General features: G+C 58.4%; 13 protein-coding genes and 2 tRNA genes. 7 read left to right on the top strand and 8 right to left on the bottom strand.

What is annotated here, in order from left to right:
• Nucleotides 1-31 precede the first annotated feature (31 nt).
• From N7578_RS16370 to N7578_RS16395, 6 genes are all read left to right on the top strand, one after another.
• The gene (locus tag N7578_RS16370; RefSeq protein ID WP_311111335.1) at nt 32-1,054 is read left to right on the top strand and encodes an amino acid ABC transporter substrate-binding protein; all 1,023 of its coding nucleotides are present in this window, start codon (nt 32-34) and stop codon (nt 1,052-1,054) included.
• A 106-nt stretch (nt 1,055-1,160) separates the two neighbouring features.
• A complete protein-coding gene (locus N7578_RS16375) occupies nt 1,161-2,354 on the top strand; it encodes an amino acid ABC transporter permease (RefSeq protein WP_311111336.1) in 1,194 nt (397 codons plus the stop codon).
• A gap of 3 nt (nt 2,355-2,357) precedes the next feature.
• Nucleotides 2,358-3,512: an amino acid ABC transporter permease gene (locus N7578_RS16380; protein ID WP_311111337.1), complete on the top strand. Its 1,155-nt coding sequence runs from the start codon at nt 2,358-2,360 to the stop codon at nt 3,510-3,512.
• 12 nt (nt 3,513-3,524) lie between these two features.
• On the top strand, nt 3,525-4,298 hold the full coding sequence (locus N7578_RS16385) for an amino acid ABC transporter ATP-binding protein (protein WP_311111338.1): 774 nt from the start codon (nt 3,525-3,527) through the stop codon (nt 4,296-4,298).
• Between the two features lie 317 nt (nt 4,299-4,615).
• Nucleotides 4,616-4,690: transfer RNA gene (locus N7578_RS16390), tRNA-Glu, on the top strand.
• A gap of 406 nt (nt 4,691-5,096) precedes the next feature.
• Nucleotides 5,097-5,171 (top strand) — tRNA-Glu (locus tag N7578_RS16395).
• 254 nt (nt 5,172-5,425) lie between these two features.
• Here N7578_RS16395 and recJ read toward each other — a convergent pair.
• From recJ to N7578_RS16420, 5 genes are all read right to left on the bottom strand, one after another.
• Nucleotides 5,426-7,228: a single-stranded-DNA-specific exonuclease RecJ gene (recJ, locus tag N7578_RS16400; RefSeq protein WP_311112534.1), complete on the bottom strand. Its 1,803-nt coding sequence runs from the start codon at nt 7,226-7,228 to the stop codon at nt 5,426-5,428.
• A 113-nt stretch (nt 7,229-7,341) separates the two neighbouring features.
• The gene (locus tag N7578_RS16405) at nt 7,342-7,557 is read right to left on the bottom strand and encodes a hypothetical protein (RefSeq protein WP_311111339.1); all 216 of its coding nucleotides are present in this window, start codon (nt 7,555-7,557) and stop codon (nt 7,342-7,344) included.
• Nucleotides 7,558-7,764: 207 nt separating this feature from the next.
• A complete protein-coding gene (locus N7578_RS16410; protein ID WP_311111340.1) occupies nt 7,765-9,075 on the bottom strand; it encodes a homoserine dehydrogenase in 1,311 nt (436 codons plus the stop codon).
• A 60-nt stretch (nt 9,076-9,135) separates the two neighbouring features.
• Nucleotides 9,136-10,356: an LL-diaminopimelate aminotransferase gene (locus tag N7578_RS16415; RefSeq protein WP_311111341.1), complete on the bottom strand. Its 1,221-nt coding sequence runs from the start codon at nt 10,354-10,356 to the stop codon at nt 9,136-9,138.
• 362 nt (nt 10,357-10,718) lie between these two features.
• The gene (locus N7578_RS16420; protein WP_311111342.1) at nt 10,719-11,678 is read right to left on the bottom strand and encodes a nucleoside hydrolase; all 960 of its coding nucleotides are present in this window, start codon (nt 11,676-11,678) and stop codon (nt 10,719-10,721) included.
• Between the two features lie 197 nt (nt 11,679-11,875).
• Here N7578_RS16420 and N7578_RS16425 point away from each other — a divergent pair, with 197 nt between their 5' ends.
• The gene (locus N7578_RS16425; protein ID WP_311111343.1) at nt 11,876-12,679 is read left to right on the top strand and encodes a TSUP family transporter; all 804 of its coding nucleotides are present in this window, start codon (nt 11,876-11,878) and stop codon (nt 12,677-12,679) included.
• A gap of 12 nt (nt 12,680-12,691) precedes the next feature.
• Here the strand turns inward: N7578_RS16425 and N7578_RS16430 are convergent, their stop codons facing one another.
• The 3 genes from N7578_RS16430 to N7578_RS16440 all read right to left on the bottom strand — a co-directional run bounded on the left by N7578_RS16430 (nt 12,692) and on the right by N7578_RS16440 (nt 15,632).
• A complete protein-coding gene (locus tag N7578_RS16430; RefSeq protein ID WP_311111344.1) occupies nt 12,692-13,396 on the bottom strand; it encodes a hypothetical protein in 705 nt (234 codons plus the stop codon).
• Nucleotides 13,397-13,659: 263 nt separating this feature from the next.
• Entirely contained in the window at nt 13,660-14,592 is a 933-nt protein-coding gene (locus tag N7578_RS16435; protein WP_311112535.1) for a lipid A biosynthesis lauroyl acyltransferase, read from the bottom strand.
• An 11-nt stretch (nt 14,593-14,603) separates the two neighbouring features.
• Nucleotides 14,604-15,632 carry a zinc-binding dehydrogenase gene (locus tag N7578_RS16440; RefSeq protein WP_311111345.1) on the bottom strand — a complete coding sequence of 343 codons (1,029 nt, stop codon included), beginning with the start codon at nt 15,630-15,632 and terminating at the stop codon, nt 14,604-14,606.
• Nucleotides 15,633-15,669: the final 37 nt, after the last annotated feature.

Raw genomic sequence — 15,669 nt, forward strand, 5'->3', positions numbered from 1 at the left:
ATTAGATGAGAACAAACAAAGGTTGGGAAAAATGAAAAAGGCAATTCTGTCAGCCGCTGTTGGCGCTGCGGTTTTGGGGGGAGCGTCATTCGCTTCGGCTGCGACTCTGGACGACGTTAAGGCAAAGGGTTTCGTTCAGTGCGGTGTCAACACAGGTCTTGCAGGTTTCGCATCTCCGGATTCCGCAGGTGAATGGACTGGCTTCGACGTCGATTACTGCCGCGCTGTCGCGTCTGCCATCTTCAACGATCCCAAAAAGGTAAAATTCACGCCCACAACCGCACAGAGCCGCTTCACCGCTCTGCAGTCTGGCGAAATCGATCTCCTGGCACGTAACACCACTTGGACCATCAGCCGCGACACCGCGCTCGGCTTCAACTTTCGTTACGTCAACTATTACGACGGCCAGGGCTTCATGGTCCCGAAGAGCCTGAACGTTAAGTCCGCTCTTGAACTGTCCGGCGCAGCCGTCTGCGTTCAGTCCGGCACGACCACCGAACTCAACCTCGCCGACTACTTCAAGGCCAACAACCTTCAGTATAACCCGGTCGTCTTCGAAAAGCTCGAAGAAGTGAACGCTGCCTACCAGGCTGGCCGTTGCGACGTTTACACCACCGACCAGTCGGGCCTGTATTCGATCCGCCTGTCGCTGAGCAATCCGGATGACCACGTCGTTCTGCCGGAAATCATCTCCAAGGAGCCGCTTGGCCCGGCCGTCCGCCAGGGCGACGACAAGTGGTTCGATATCGTCTCCTGGACCGGATATGTACTCGTACAGGCTGAAGAATTCGGCATCACCAAGGCCAACGTCGACGAGATGAAGAACTCGACCAACCCGGACATCCGCCGCTTCCTCGGCGCGGAAGCCGACACCAAGATCGGTACGGACCTCGGCCTGACCAACGACTGGGCCTACAACATCATCAAGGGCGTCGGTAACTACGGCGAAGTCTTTGAGCGCAACATCGGTACAGGGACCCCGCTCAAGATCGAGCGCGGTCTGAACGCGCTGTGGTCGAAGGGCGGCCTGCAATACGCACCGCCGATCCGCTAAGCGATCGCATAAAAAACCAAGCAAGGCGGCCGCTGGCCGCCTTGTCTGCCTATAAAAACAAAACAATAGGCCAAACCAGGCCATATCTTTCGGGGACCGGGCAAGCATGACTGATCAGGCTACAATTGCGCCTTCCGGCGGGCGAACGACCCGCTCATTGATCTACGATCCCAAAATTCGTTCTATCGCCTTCCAGATTCTCACCATCGTGATCCTGGTGATCTCCATATGGTGGATCGGACACAACGTGGCGACGAACCTCGCGCGCTCCAACACCGCGTCCGGTTACGGCTTTCTCGCTGGCCGCTCGGGTTTTGACATCGGCGATACGCTGATCGAATACAGCAGCAACTCCACCTACGGCCGAGCGCTTGTCGTCGGCTTCCTCAACACCCTGATGGTCGCCGCGATCGGTATCGTGACGGCAACGATCATCGGCTTCATCGTCGGTATCGGTCGCCTTTCCGGCAACTGGCTGATTGCCAAGCTGTGCACCATCTATGTTGAAGTATTCCGCAACATCCCGCCGCTGCTGGTTATCTTCTTCTGGTATTCGGGTGTCCTGAGAGCGTTGCCGAACGTGCGCGACTCCATCGCGCTGCCATTCGATGTTTTCCTCAACAACCGCGGACTGGTGTTCCCGAAGCCGATCTGGGGTGACAACGCATGGATGATCGCGGTCGCGATCCTCATCGGCATTCTGGCAACCGTCGCCGTTTACAAATGGGCAACGAAACGCCAGATGGCCACAGGCCAGCGTTTCCCTGTTCTCTGGACGGCGATCGCACTGATTGTTGGCCTCCCGCTCGTCACCTTTCTGGCGCTCGGCGCACCCATCACGTTTGACGTTCCCGTAGCCGGACGTTTCAACCTGACGGGTGGCGGCACGATCCTGCCGGAATTCTTCGCGCTTTACCTTGCGCTGTCGTTCTATACGGCCGCCTTCATCGCGGAAATCATCCGCGCAGGTATTCGCGGCGTCTCGAAAGGCCAGACGGAGGCATCAACGGCACTCGGCGTTCAACCTGGATTGACAACGCGTCTCGTCGTCGTTCCGCAGGCGATGCGCATCATCATTCCACCTTTGACGAGCCAGTATCTCAACCTTACGAAAAACTCCTCGCTTGGCGTTGCAATCGGTTATCCGGAACTCGTTTCCACCGGCGGCACGACCATGAACCAGACCGGTCAGGCCGTCGAGATCGTCTCGATCTGGATCATCGTTTATCTCAGCATCAGTCTCGCGACATCGCTGTTCATGAACTGGTTCAATGCCAAGATGGCTCTGGTGGAGAGATAAGACATGGAAACCAGAAACATTCACTTCGTTCGTTCGAACATGCTTGCGCCGGAACCGCCGCCGCACAGCGAAAAGAACATCGTCGGCTGGATCCGCGCCAACCTCCTCGCAACGCCGAAGGATGTGGTTCTCACCATCGTCGGGCTTCTGATCGTGTTTGCGATCCTGCCCGGTGCGTTGAACTGGCTCTTCCTGCAGGCAAGCTGGTTTGGTGCGGACCGTACGGCATGCCTCAGCGTCTCGCAGGGTGGCGTCCAGCCGGATGGCTGGAGCGGTGCCTGCTGGGCCTTCGTGCAGGATCGCTTTTCGCAGTTCATCTTCGGCCGTTATCCGCTCGATGAGCGCTGGCGCCCGATGCTGGTCGGCATCCTGTTCATCGCCCTTCTTGTACCCCTGCTCATCCCCAAGCTGCCGCACAAGGGTCTGAACGCCCTTCTGCTGTTCGTCATCTTCCCGGTCGTTGCCTTCTTCATCCTGCATGGCGGCTTCGGGCTGGAAGTAGTCGAAACCCCGCTCTGGGGCGGCCTGATGGTGACGCTGATCCTGTCTTTCGTGGGCATCGCGGTATCCCTGCCCCTCGGCATCCTGCTGGCGCTCGGCCGCCGGTCGAACATGCCCGTCGTGAAGATGCTGTGCGTCACCTTCATCGAAGTGGTGCGCGGCGTGCCGCTCATCACCGTGCTGTTCATGGCCAACGTGATGTTGCCGCTCTTTCTGCCAACCGGCTGGACGATCGACAACTTCCTGCGTGCACTGGTAGGCGTGGCTCTTTTCGCCTCTGCCTACATGGCGGAAGTGATCCGCGGCGGCCTGCAGGCGATCCCCAAGGGACAGTCGGAAGGCGCCGATTCTCTCGGCCTCGGCTACTGGCAGAAGATGCGCCTCATCATTCTGCCTCAGGCGATCAAGCTAGTCATTCCGGGCATCGTCAACACCTTCATCGGCCTGTTCAAGGATACCTCCCTCGTGTCGATCATCGGCATGTTCGACCTGCTCGGCATCGTGCGGCTGAACTTCACCGATACGACGTGGATCACGCCTGTCACGCCCATTACCGGCCTCATCTTCGCCGGTTTCATTTTCTGGATATTCTGCTTCGGCATGTCGCGTTATTCTGCCTTCATGGAACGGCACCTCGACACCGGACACAAACGATAAGGGAACGCTCAAATGGCAGAGACCCAAGCAAAAAAACTGGCCGTTTCGGCAACCGACGTGGCAATCGAAATCGTCGGCATGAACAAGTGGTACGGTGATTTCCACGTACTGCGTGACATCAACCTCAAGGTCATGAAAGGTGAGCGCATCGTCATCGCCGGCCCGTCGGGCTCCGGCAAGTCCACGATGATCCGCTGCATCAACCGCCTCGAAGAGCACCAGTCCGGCAGTATCGTCGTGGACGGTATCGAACTCACCAACGATCTGAAAAAGATCGATGAAGTTCGCCGCGAGGTCGGAATGGTGTTCCAGCACTTCAACCTCTTCCCGCACCTGACCATTCTGGAAAACTGCACCCTTGCGCCGATCTGGGTCCGCAAGATGCCGAAGAAGGAAGCCGAGGAAATCGCGATGCACTACCTGAAGCGCGTCAAGATTCCTGAGCAGGCGCACAAATATCCAGGCCAGCTCTCCGGTGGTCAGCAGCAGCGCGTGGCGATTGCCCGCTCGCTCTGCATGAAACCGAAGATCATGCTGTTCGATGAGCCGACGTCGGCGCTCGACCCGGAAATGGTCAAGGAAGTGCTCGACACGATGGTGAGCCTTGCCGAGGATGGCATGACCATGCTCTGCGTCACCCACGAAATGGGCTTTGCCCGTCAGGTGGCAAACCGGGTTATCTTCATGGACCAGGGCCAGATCGTCGAGCAGAACTCTCCGCAGGAGTTTTTCGACAATCCGCAGCACGAGCGCACCAGGCTCTTCCTCAGCCAGATCCTGCACTAGGATCGAAGACAATCCAACAGTGATCAGACGGGGCCTCTACGGCCCCGTTTTTTATTGGCCAATCGCAGTTTTCAGCGATTTTTCTGGAAGGCAGCGATTCCGAAAGTTCGAATCCGATGAGGCGATTCAAGCCGGAAGACGGTCGCAACACCGCGGAAACTCACCTCGGCGGCATGAATTAACTATCTGTTACGAAACGAAAATCCTTGTTTTTCAGGGGTTTTGGAGTGCCTTGTCATTTTTTTGTCAAATCATGCAATTTTCCGCTTGCGGACATTCAAGAGCCTGACTATAAGGGCGCCACACCACAAGCGCACGCGCCCTTCGTCTATCGGTTAGGACGTCAGATTTTCATTCTGAAAAGAGGGGTTCGACTCCCCTAGGGCGTGCCACTTGTGGGGTTAGACTCTCTCCCCGGACAATTTGATATCTCTTCAAACATCGCCCTGATGTATCGATTTACGTCGGCGGTTTCTTGCATATCTCCAAGAATGTCGAACGGCAGGGACAACGCGCCGCAGTCACCTCACGCAACGTAAGTATTCTCCATGGCGTGTTTCGCCGGATCGCAGGCTATAAATGTGGCCGTGCGGAAAATATATGCGCCTTCAGCAGACCCGCACCCTTCTGACTTCAATAAATATCCACATATTTTCAACGATTTACCGCTTGAAGAGCGAGTTTTCCACAGGCTTGGACGACCAATTGAAAAAAACATCGTTCAGAAGAAAAAAATGCATTTTCCCGCTTGCGGAGAATCCGGAGCCTGACTATAAGGGCGCCACACCACAAGCGCACGCGCCCTTCGTCTATCGGTTAGGACGTCAGATTTTCATTCTGAAAAGAGGGGTTCGACTCCCCTAGGGCGTGCCACTTGCTTCCCTCATAAAATCATAGAGTTACAGCAACGTCTTGAACGTCGCGACATACGTTTGCGATCAAACGTAACGTGAACCGTATCGCAATATTTCGGTCCTCCTCCCCTCCGCTTGAATACCTTTTCAGACGCAGACCAGCGCCGCAAAACCGCGCAGCGGTTTGGCGTGTCAGGCTCTCTGCAGGAAGAGTGCAATCTACGGGCCTTGCGGCCCGTCAGGACACCGCCGGAGCGCTATCAGGCTGACTTGTCAGGGAGACAGAGCGGCATCCAGAAGGCGAAGCTGCACCCGCCTCTGTCCCTGCCACAGATCCGCGCCAAGCGTACCTGCAACGTGCAGCAGCTTGCCGCGCGAATTGAGCAGCAATTGACCCAGAGGCGCTTCTGCGGCGCGGAATGCGATACCATCCAGCCGTGAGCCATCCATCGCCTCCAGCGTCACCTTGACGTGCGAGGTGCCAACCAGGCGCACGTCGCGCAGACGATGGGCCGGAATGGCAAATATGGGCTGCGAGTGGCCGGAACCATAAGGCCCCGCCTGCTCCAGCTGGTCGATCAGCTGCAATGTCGCACCGGAGGCACCGATGGCACCGTCGATCTTGAGAACACTGTTTTCCACCAGCGTACTGACAGTTTTTGCCGCCGCTTCCTCAAAAAACGCCCTAAGCTTGCCGAGATTGGCGCGCTCCACCGTCAAACCGGCAGCCATGGCATGCCCGCCGCCCTTGACCAGCAGACCCGTTTCCACCGCCGTGCGTACCATCTTGCCGAGATCGAACCCGTTGATGGAGCGGCCTGAGCCGGTGCCCATGCCAGACGGATCGAAGGCAATCGCGAATGCAGGACGGCGAAAACGATCCTTGAGGCGCGATGCCAGAAGACCGACAATGCCCGGATGCCAGTTTTCCCGTGCCGTGACGATCACTCCGGCACCCGTGCCGTCTCCATATTCGAACAGCGCCTCGGCCTCGGCTTCGGCCAGCATGGCCGCCTCCATCGCCTGACGCTCGCGGTTGAGTTCGTCCAGCTTCTCCGCAATGACCTCGGCCTCCACCGTGTCGTCCAGCGTCAGAAGCCTGCTGCCGAGGGCAGCGTCGCCGATACGGCCACCGGCATTGATCCTCGGACCGATCAGAAAACCGAAATGATAGGGTGTGACTGGCCCGCCAAGCCCCGCCTTCTTGAACAGCGCGGCAAGTCCGGCGTTGTTCATATGGCGTGCAGCAATAAGTCCCTTGACCACGTAAGCGCGGTTCAGCCCCTTCAGCGGCACGACATCGCAGACCGTGGCCAGCGCAACGATATCCAGATAGGACAGGAGGTCGAGCGTGAAGGCCTGCCGGTGCTTGCGCTCTTTCAGCAGACGCAACGTTGCGACGAGCACGAGAAAAACCACGCCCGCAGCACAGAGATGCCCCTGCCCCGACAGATCGTCCTCCCGGTTCGGGTTGACCAGCGCAACGGCATAGGGCAGTTCCGTGCCAACCTGGTGGTGGTCGATGACCACGACATCGGTCCCGGCCTCACGGGCAGCGGCAAGCGATTCATGGCTGGTCGAGCCACAGTCAACGGTGATTATCAGCGTTGCGCCATTGGCGGCCAGCTGCTGCATGGCAGCCGGGTTCGGCCCGTAACCTTCGAAAATACGGTCGGGAATGTAGATTTCCGGCGTCAGGCCGAAATGATGCAAAAAGCGATACATCAGCGCCGAAGACGACGCGCCGTCCACGTCGTAGTCGCCAAAGATCGCAACCTTTTCGCCGCGTTCGATGGCCTGTACGATACGCTCCGCCGCCTTGGCGCAGTCCGTGAGGCCATGCGGATCGGGCATAAGAGAACGGATGGTCGGATCGAGAAACGCCATGGCGTCATCGACAGCCACACCGCGCCCGGTCAGAACGCGCGCGATCAGTTCGGGAATGCCATGAACCTGCGTCATCGCAAGCGCTCGGTTCTGTCCGGCCTGATCGAGCCGCGACACCCAGCGCTGTTCCGTCGCCGATCGCTCCACGCCAAGAAACGCGCGGGCTACTACATCGACCGGCTCATTCATCGACATTCTGTCCATTGTCCTGCCCTGCGCCTTTCCATCAAGGCGCATGTTGTCTCAACAATGGGCTAGAGCGCAGACCGGCGTTTTTCAAGCAAAAATGCCGGACGCCGGTCTTACAAAGCCAGAATCGACAAAAACGGACTTGCTATCGAAAGCGTGCCGACCAGCAGCAGCGACGAGAAAACCGCCAGCGAACACCAGTTCCGCTCCTGCACGACGACATCGAACTCCATGCTACGGATATTGTCGTTGGCGCCATGACGCGCCTTGCAACGGCTGGCAGCGACATGAGTCGGATTCGTATCCTTGAAAAGAATGATGGATGTCACGGCCGCGCCTCCCTCGCTTTGGTGAACGTCATGAACGCTATTCCGAAAGCCGGGTATTTTCCAGTGTCTTCATTCGTTCACAAACGGAGATTTTGCAGAAATCCCGTCATTCGAAGGCTACGGTCGACAATAGGGACAAAAACAAAAAACGGCGACATCTGCGCGATGCCGCCGTTTTTCTGAAATTCATCCGTTTGCGACGGGGACTTACGTCCGCTCGATTCGGATAACCTGTGGTTCGCTGACGAGATACTTCTCGTTCTTGATCGCCTTTACCGCCTTGCGGATCGCATCTTCCATCGTCGCATGGGTCACGAGGATGATGGTCTTCGCACCGCCTTCGTCGGGAACGCGCGAATGCTGGACGATCGATTCCAGCGAGATGTTGTTGTCCGCCATGCGGGTGGCGATCGAGGCGAACACGCCGGCCTTGTCCTTTACCGTCAGCCGGATGAAGTATCCGCCCTCGTGGCTTTTCATCTTGGCACGACGATATTCGGTCAGCGACCTGGCAGGACGGCCGAGCACCGGCACCTGCTGCGCACCGGGGCGGCTCTTGGCAATGTCGGCGATATCGCCAAGCACGGCCGACGCCGTGGCGTTGCCGCCAGCACCGGGACCAACCATCAACAACTCGCCGAGAATATCGGACTCGACGGCAACCGCGTTGGTAACGCCATCCACCTGCGCGATGACGGAATCCAGCGGCACCATCGTCGGATGAACGCGCTGTTCGATACCGGATTCGGTGATCTGCGCCACGCCCAGCAGCTTGATGCGGTAACCGAGGTCGGCCGCTGCCTGAATATCCTCGATGGAAATATTGGTGATACCTTCGAGATAGATGTCGTCAGCCGAAATCTTGCTACCGAACGCGAGCGTCGTCAGGATCGCCAGCTTGTGCGCCGTATCGTTGCCCTCGATGTCGAAGGCCGGATCGGCTTCGGCATAACCGAGACGCTGGGCTTCCTTCAGGCACACCTCGAACGAGAGGCCTTCCTTCTCCATCTTGGTAAGGATGTAGTTGCAGGTGCCGTTCATGATGCCGTAGATGCGCGACACATGGTTGCCGGTCAGCGATTCACGCAGCGCCTTGATGATCGGAATGCCACCGGCCACGGCCGCTTCGAAGTTCAGGAGCGCGCCCTTTTCTTCCGCCAGAACCGCCAGCTCGACGCCATGCTTGGCAAGCAGCGCCTTGTTGGCCGTCACCACATGCAGCCCCCTCGCCAACGCCGCACGAACGGCGTTTTCAGCCTGCCCGGAAGCGCCGCCGACGAGTTCGACGAACACGTCGATATCGGCTTCGCTGGCCAGCTGCTCCGGCGTGTCGAACCAGGTAATACCCTTGAGATCGATGCCGCGGTCGCGCGAACGGTCGCGCGCGCTGACGGCAATAATCTCAATCGCACGTCCGCAGGTAATCGCAAGTTCGTTGCTTCTCTGCTGGAGGATGCGCACGAGCGAAGCGCCGACAGTGCCGAGCCCCGCTATGCCGATTCTCAATGAATCTGCCATGGGTATGTTCCTGATTTGCTGGTGATGGTGGCGGCCGGGACCGGCCGCCTTCGGGTGCCCTTATCTGTGGGCGTTCAGCGAAACGACGTTGTGCATCGTTTCGTCTGCAGTCGACAGGAAGCGCTTCAAATTGCGCGCTGCCTGGCGAATTCGATGCTCGTTTTCAACAAGCGCGAGGCGGACGTAATCATCGCCCATCTCGCCGAAGCCGACGCCGGGAGCGACGGCGATATCGGCCTTCTCAATCAGGAGCTTGGAGAACTCCAGAGAGCCGAGATGGCGGAATTTTTCGGGAATTTTTGCCCATGCAAACATCGTCGCGGCCGGCGGCGGAACCTCAAAACCGGCCTTGCCGAACGTATCGACCATCACATCGCGACGGCGGCGATAGACGTTGCGGACTTCCGCGATGTCGGACCCGTCGCCGTTGAGCGCGTGTGTCGCGGCAACCTGGATAGGCGTGAACGCGCCGTAGTCGAGGTAAGACTTCACACGCGTCAGCGCCGCGATCAGGCGCTCGTTGCCCACCGCAAAGCCCATGCGCCAGCCGGGCATGGAGAAGGTTTTCGACATGGAGGTAAATTCCACCGTCACGTCGATTGCGCCCGGTACTTCCAGAACGGAAGGCGGCGGATTGTTGTCGTCGAAGTAGATTTCCGAATAGGCAAGGTCGGAAAGCACGATCAGCTCATGCTTCTTCGCGAATGCGATGACGTCCTTGTAGAAATCGAGCGATGCAACATGCGCTGTCGGGTTGGACGGGTAATTGATGATCAGCGCCAGAGGCTTCGGAATGGAGTGACGTACGGCGCGCTCCAGCGGGCCGAAGAAGGTTTCATCCGGCTCGACATTCATCGAACGGATAACACCGCCAGCCATCAGGAAGCCGAAAGCGTGGATCGGATAGGTTGGGTTCGGGCAGAGGATGACATCGCCCGGCGCAGTGATGGCCTGCGCCATGTTGGCGAAGCCTTCCTTGGAGCCGAGCGTCGCAACGACCTGCGTGTCCGGGTTCAGCTTCACGCCGAAACGGCGGGCGTAATAAGCCGCCTGCGCGCGGCGAAGGCCGGGAATACCCTTGGACGAGGAATAGCGATGGGTGCGCGGGTCCTGAACCACTTCGCAGAGCTTGTCGACGATCGCCTTCGGCGTCGGCAGATCCGGATTACCCATGCCAAGGTCGATGATGTCCGCGCCACCCGCTCGCGCGCTCGCTTTCAAACGGTTGACCTGTTCGAAGACGTATTGCGGCAGACGCTTGACCTTGTGAAACTCTTCCATCTCTTTCCTCATGGAAATGGACCGGATCAGCCGGTCCATAACGAAGGTTCGTTTTTGTTGGTAAACGTCGCCGACACGAACCCAACCGGCAGACGTTGTTCATTGTAACGCAAAGCACCGGAAAACATAAAAGGGTTTTCTTCCGCAAAGCGGTTGTGCGATTTCCTGCCCTGCCCGAGTGGTACCGGCGCTATCCGCCGATGCGAGCCACATGGACATAGATGGAAAATCGAAGAACCTGCATAACGCCAGATTCTTGGAAAATGCAAGGCAGGCCATGCGCAAGGCCGTCGCAACGATTCAACTTTTATTCCGCGACACGCGAAATCGTCACGACGGGCCTCGAACCGACGTTTAAAGCCTCAGCCGCGCTCGCCACGAACGATGACCGTCCTGATGAGATCAAGCACGCGTTCCGGCTCGATATCGGTGCAGATGAGCTGGCTCGGATGCCCATCCCAGTGGCCCGGCGGGAAACCACGTCCGTCCGGCTTCTGAATGGTCTGACCATCGGCAATACCGCCGCAGACGACACGGATAGGACCGCTTCGGGTCTGGAACAGCTCAGGAGCAACGAGGTAGACGCAGGCGCAGCTGTCATGCACCACCATGCCGTCACCCGTGCGGGTCTTGTAGAAATCGATGTAGAACTGCGACAGATCGGAAAGAAGCTGAACGGGCTTGCCGCCTTCCTTCGCCATATCGTCGAGAAACGCGCTCGTCATGACCGTTTTCGTGGTCACGTCGAGGCCAACGACCGTGACGCGCCAGGGGGCGGTGAAAACCAGGTCGGCTGCTTCCGGATCGCCGTGAATGTTGGCTTCCGCCGCGGGTGAAACGTTGCCGTTCATGTCGAACGCGCCGCCCATGATGATGACGTCTTTCACAAGCGCGGCGAAGTCCGGCTCCTGACGCAGCGCGAGTGCAAGGTTGGTCATGCGTCCGACGGCGATCAGCGTTACCTCGCCGGGATTGGCCTTCACCGTTTCGATGATGAAATCATGCGCCGGACGAGGATCAAGCGGAAGGTCGATGGTTTCGGGAATATCGATATCGCCAAGGCCGTTCTCGCCATGAATGAACGTCGGCCAGTGGCGCTCAGGCCGGGTCGGGTCGAAGGTCACGCCGGCACCTTTGGCCACCGGAGCGTTCATCTGCCATTCCCTTTTGAGGAAAAGGGCGTTGCGCGTCGTGATATCGATCGGCGCGTTGCCGAAAACCGTCGTCACGCCGATGAGGTCAATATCGGGATGGCGATGCAGGAACAGCAACGCCATGGCATCGTCCACACCGGGGTCCGTATCGAAAATCACTTTATGCATTGTCGTCCTGCTCCAGAATTCCAGCACGGCCGGAACCGTCCGGCGGCGCGCCTCGCACCATAGCCATAAGCGACGCCTCTGCAAGCCGGGTAGGTTCCGAATATCGATGCCACTGCCGTTATAAAACCGTTGCACGGGGGTCATTTAGGTGAAAAGAAGAAACCTCCTCCCGCCCGCCCGAATTCCGGACTTCTTCAGTGCAAGACATCGCCCTCCACGTTTTCCTCATCCTCATTCTTGTTGCCGTTTTTGCGGGGTTCATCGATTCAATCGCAGGCGGCGGCGGCCTCATCACCATTCCGGCCATGCTCATCATGGGCATCCCGCCGCTGGATGCGCTCGGGACGAACAAACTGCAGGGCCAGTTCGGCTCCGCCTCGGCGACCATCGCCTATGCCCGTCGTGGATACGTGGACCTCAGACAACAGTTTCCCATGGCGTTCATGGCCTTCCTCGGTGGAGTACTGGGGGCTGTCACCGCGTCCTACGTACCGTCTGACGTCCTTCGTGCAATCATGCCGTTTCTGTTGATCGCAATCGCTGTGTATTTCGCGTTCAAGCCGAACCTCAGTGATATCGACAGCCATCGGCGCATCACGCCGTTTATCTTCGGCGTGGTGGTGGCACCACTGGTCGGCTTTTACGATGGCGTGTTCGGGCCAGGCGCCGGATCGTTCTACATGCTTGCTTTTGTCGCGCTCGCTGGCTTCGGCATGCTGAAGGCAACCGCCCATACCAAGCTTCTCAATCTGGGATCGAATGTCGGCGGGTTTGTCGTGTTTGCGCTGGGTGGCGCGGTTATGTGGAAACTCGGCCTCGCCATGGGCATCGGCCAGTTCATCGGTGCGCAGATCGGCTCGCGCTTCGCCATGAAGAATGGCGCGAAGATCATCCGGCCGCTGCTGGTGTGTTCATGCATCGCCATGGCAGCAAGGCTGATGATGGACACGTCATCCGCCTATTCCGTTGCGGCAATGTTCAGGACGATTTTTTCAGGTTGAGAGGCGAGCTCTTCAAGCCATGGCGCGGCGTCTGCGGTCGGCGATTTCGCGTATGACCACCATGGCACCAACCAGCTTGTAGGACGACGAATAGCACGGCGACATCTGCAGCGACTTCACGACGGTATGGCCGTTCGAATCTTCGGCATAGGTGTATTTAGACCCATCGCCCTTGAAGCAGTTATCGAGCTTTTCGCGCAGATCGTTCTGGAAACGATGGACACCGACGAGTTCCGCGATATGACAACCGACAAGCCCTTCGGGCGCGTTGCGCTGGAACGAATCGAGCCCGTTTGCATAGGCAACCCTGTAGCCGGGAGACACGACAACAACGGGTTCCCCGAGATCGGACATCATGTCTTCATCGAAAATGAGATGACGGTGCTGCCACTCGAAGCTGCTCGTGTCGCCCTCATCGTCGCCCTTTGACTTCGATTTCACCCGCGACAGGCCAACGTAGCGATCCACCAGCGTTCTGAGGATTTCGGAGTTGCGCTGCACGCAACCAAGGTCTTCAGCCTCGTGGTTAAGAAGGTCAATCGCAAAACGGAACTGTTCGCGTATCTCTTCAGAACTCTCCGTCTGACGCCCGGCGATCCTGTCAAGAAGCTGCTCCAGTTCGCGCTCCAGCACAGCAATCTTGTTGGCTTCGTTGTTGCCGACAGCAGATTGCAGTTCCGTGTAGCGCAGCCAGAACAGCTCGATCAAATCTTTCAACCCGACTCTCCCTGAACGGGCAAAAGCCCATTCTCAAACCGAACGCATATACCCTGTTCTCCTCGTTATATCAGCCGGTCCTTTAAAAATGCCGTAACGAGATACGAGAACGCCATTCAGAATATCAGCCAAAATATCACAGCCTCGGCGGTTGTTTCAATTTCGATAATCCACGAGCAAAAAATCAGGTTCGCCGCAACCGGCGAACCTCACGGAAAATTGGTATTTGTCAAAAAATCATACAAGACAGACCGGCCAAACGCCTATTCGGCCGGCACGTCACGCTTGATGTTCCAGCGGTCGTGATACCAGAGCCATTGCCCCGGATATTCGCGTACCCAGCTCTCCACCTTGTCGTTCAGCATCTGGGCGGTTGCCTGGACATCGACGTTACCTTTTGCATCGCGCGGAACCGCGATCTTGGGCTCGATCTCGAGACGATAGCGATTACCCGGCAAACGCACGCAGCGCGCAGGATAGACATCGCAGCCGAACTGCCGCACAAGCTTGGCGAGCAACGGATTGGTGCGGACCTCGAGGCCGAAAAACTCGGTCGGCAGCCCCTTTGCAAATTTCTGATCGACGAGAACGCCGACGCCGCCGCCTTTTTCCAGCTGGCGTGCCAGCGCGAATGACGAGCCCGCATGCGACGGCACGAGGTTCCCCATGCGCTCCTTGCGGAAATTGAAAACTTTTTCCGCAACATACGGGTTATTCGGCGGTCGGAACAGAACCGTCACCTCCAGCCCGAAGGCCGAACCGGCGACCGGCAGCAATTCGAAATTGCCGGTATGGGCGGTAAAAACGATGAAAGGACGCGGGTTGTCACGCAGTTCGAGGAATGACGGGATACCCACCACCTCGATGCGGCCTGGCGTCTCGTTTTCCGGATCGAAATCGAACAGGCGGTCGAGGAAGACGTATTCCGCCGCAAGGCGGCCCATGTTGCCCCAGCTGTCCATGGCGATCGCAGCCCGCTCTTCATCGGTCTTCTCCGGGAAGGCCCGTGCCAGATTGTAGAGCATCAGCCGGTGGCGCCCGGTTTTCGGGCCCACCCAGCGCGCAAGCCTGTCTGCCGCATTGATCCCCGCATCGGCGGGAAAAAGTTTCAGCAGATTAAGAAAGCCGAAGGCCAGTGTCGCTATCAGCCACAGCCGGAAGTGCTCCAGCTTCAGGACGATGCGCGTAATGAACATCTTCACGGGCTTCAGTCCATCCTGAGGACGATTTTGCCGAAGACCTGACGGGTTTCCATACGCTCCAGGGCCCGGTCGATGTCATCGAACGTCACTTCGGTGTCGATCACAGGATGAACGATGCCACGCGCCATCTTCTGCATGGCGTTTGCCATGTTCTCCATGCGGCATCCGAAGGAGCCGAGCAGCTTCAGCTGCTGCTGGAAGAGCATCATCAGGTTGATATCGGTCGAAACGCCCGAGGTGGAACCGCAGGTCACGAGACGTCCGCCACGCTTCAGCGAGAACATGGAACCTGCCCAGGTGTCCTTGCCGACATGTTCGAAAACGACGTCGACGCCCTTCTTTTTCGTCAGCTTGCGCACGACGCCCTCAAAGCGGTCGACGCGGTAGTTGATGACGTGATCGGCACCAAGCGCCTTGGCGCGCTCGATCTTGTCGTCGGAGCCGACGGTGGTGATGACGGTGCAGCCCATCCGCTTGGCAAGCTGGATCGCCGCCGTGCCGATACCGGAACCGCCTGCGTGAACGAGGATCGTTTCGCCCGGCTGGAGTTTGGCGTTGTCGAACAGCATGTGTTCCACGGTTCCGAAAGTCACCGGTGCAAGTGCAGCCGCAACGCCGTCCACGCCCGGAGGCGCAAGAACGAGCTGACGGGCCGGAATGTTGATCTTTTCCTGCGCAAAGCCGTCCAGATGGAAACCATGCACGCCTTCGACGTTCTCGCACAGATTGTCACGACCGGCCACGCAGTGATGGCAGCGGCCACAGATGCGCGCGCCGTAGATAGACACGAGCTGGCCGGGAAGGACGTTGGACACGCCGGGGCCGATGGCCTCGACCACGCCGGATGCCTCGGCGCCGATGGTAAGCGGCATCTTCCGCTTGGCAAACGCCATGCCGCGCCAGCCCCAGACGTCGATGTGGTTCAGCGCGACGGCCTTGACGCGCAGCGTCACCTCACCGGCAGCCGGTGCTTCGGGTTCCGGCAGGTCCACTTTTTCAAGCTTACGGTCATCGACGAGTTGAAGAGCGCGCATAATAAAAGTCCTTCGCCATTCGGCGTTATATCGTTTG

Origin of the sequence: Agrobacterium tumefaciens (genome assembly GCF_031801495.1) — a bacterium.
GTDB classification, from domain to species: Bacteria; Pseudomonadota; Alphaproteobacteria; order Rhizobiales; family Rhizobiaceae; genus Agrobacterium; species Agrobacterium tumefaciens_K.

Bases quoted from the DNA above. Each gene is read 5' to 3' on its own strand.
- N7578_RS16385 (WP_311111338.1), top strand. From the start codon at position 3,525: ATGGCAGAGACCCAAGCAAAAAAACTGGCCGTTTCGGCAACCGACGTG.
- N7578_RS16380 (WP_311111337.1), top strand. From the start codon at position 2,358: ATGGAAACCAGAAACATTCACTTCGTTCGTTCGAACATGCTTGCGCCG.
- N7578_RS16415 (WP_311111341.1), bottom strand. From the start codon at position 10,356: ATGGAAGAGTTTCACAAGGTCAAGCGTCTGCCGCAATACGTCTTCGAA.
- N7578_RS16375 (WP_311111336.1), top strand. From the start codon at position 1,161: ATGACTGATCAGGCTACAATTGCGCCTTCCGGCGGGCGAACGACCCGC.
- N7578_RS16410 (WP_311111340.1), bottom strand. From the start codon at position 9,075: ATGGCAGATTCATTGAGAATCGGCATAGCGGGGCTCGGCACTGTCGGC.
- N7578_RS16435 (WP_311112535.1), bottom strand. From the start codon at position 14,592: ATGTTCATTACGCGCATCGTCCTGAAGCTGGAGCACTTCCGGCTGTGG.
- N7578_RS16440 (WP_311111345.1), bottom strand. From the start codon at position 15,632: ATGCGCGCTCTTCAACTCGTCGATGACCGTAAGCTTGAAAAAGTGGAC.
- N7578_RS16370 (WP_311111335.1), top strand. From the start codon at position 32: ATGAAAAAGGCAATTCTGTCAGCCGCTGTTGGCGCTGCGGTTTTGGGG.
- recJ (WP_311112534.1), bottom strand. From the start codon at position 7,228: ATGAATGAGCCGGTCGATGTAGTAGCCCGCGCGTTTCTTGGCGTGGAG.
- N7578_RS16420 (WP_311111342.1), bottom strand. From the start codon at position 11,678: ATGCATAAAGTGATTTTCGATACGGACCCCGGTGTGGACGATGCCATG.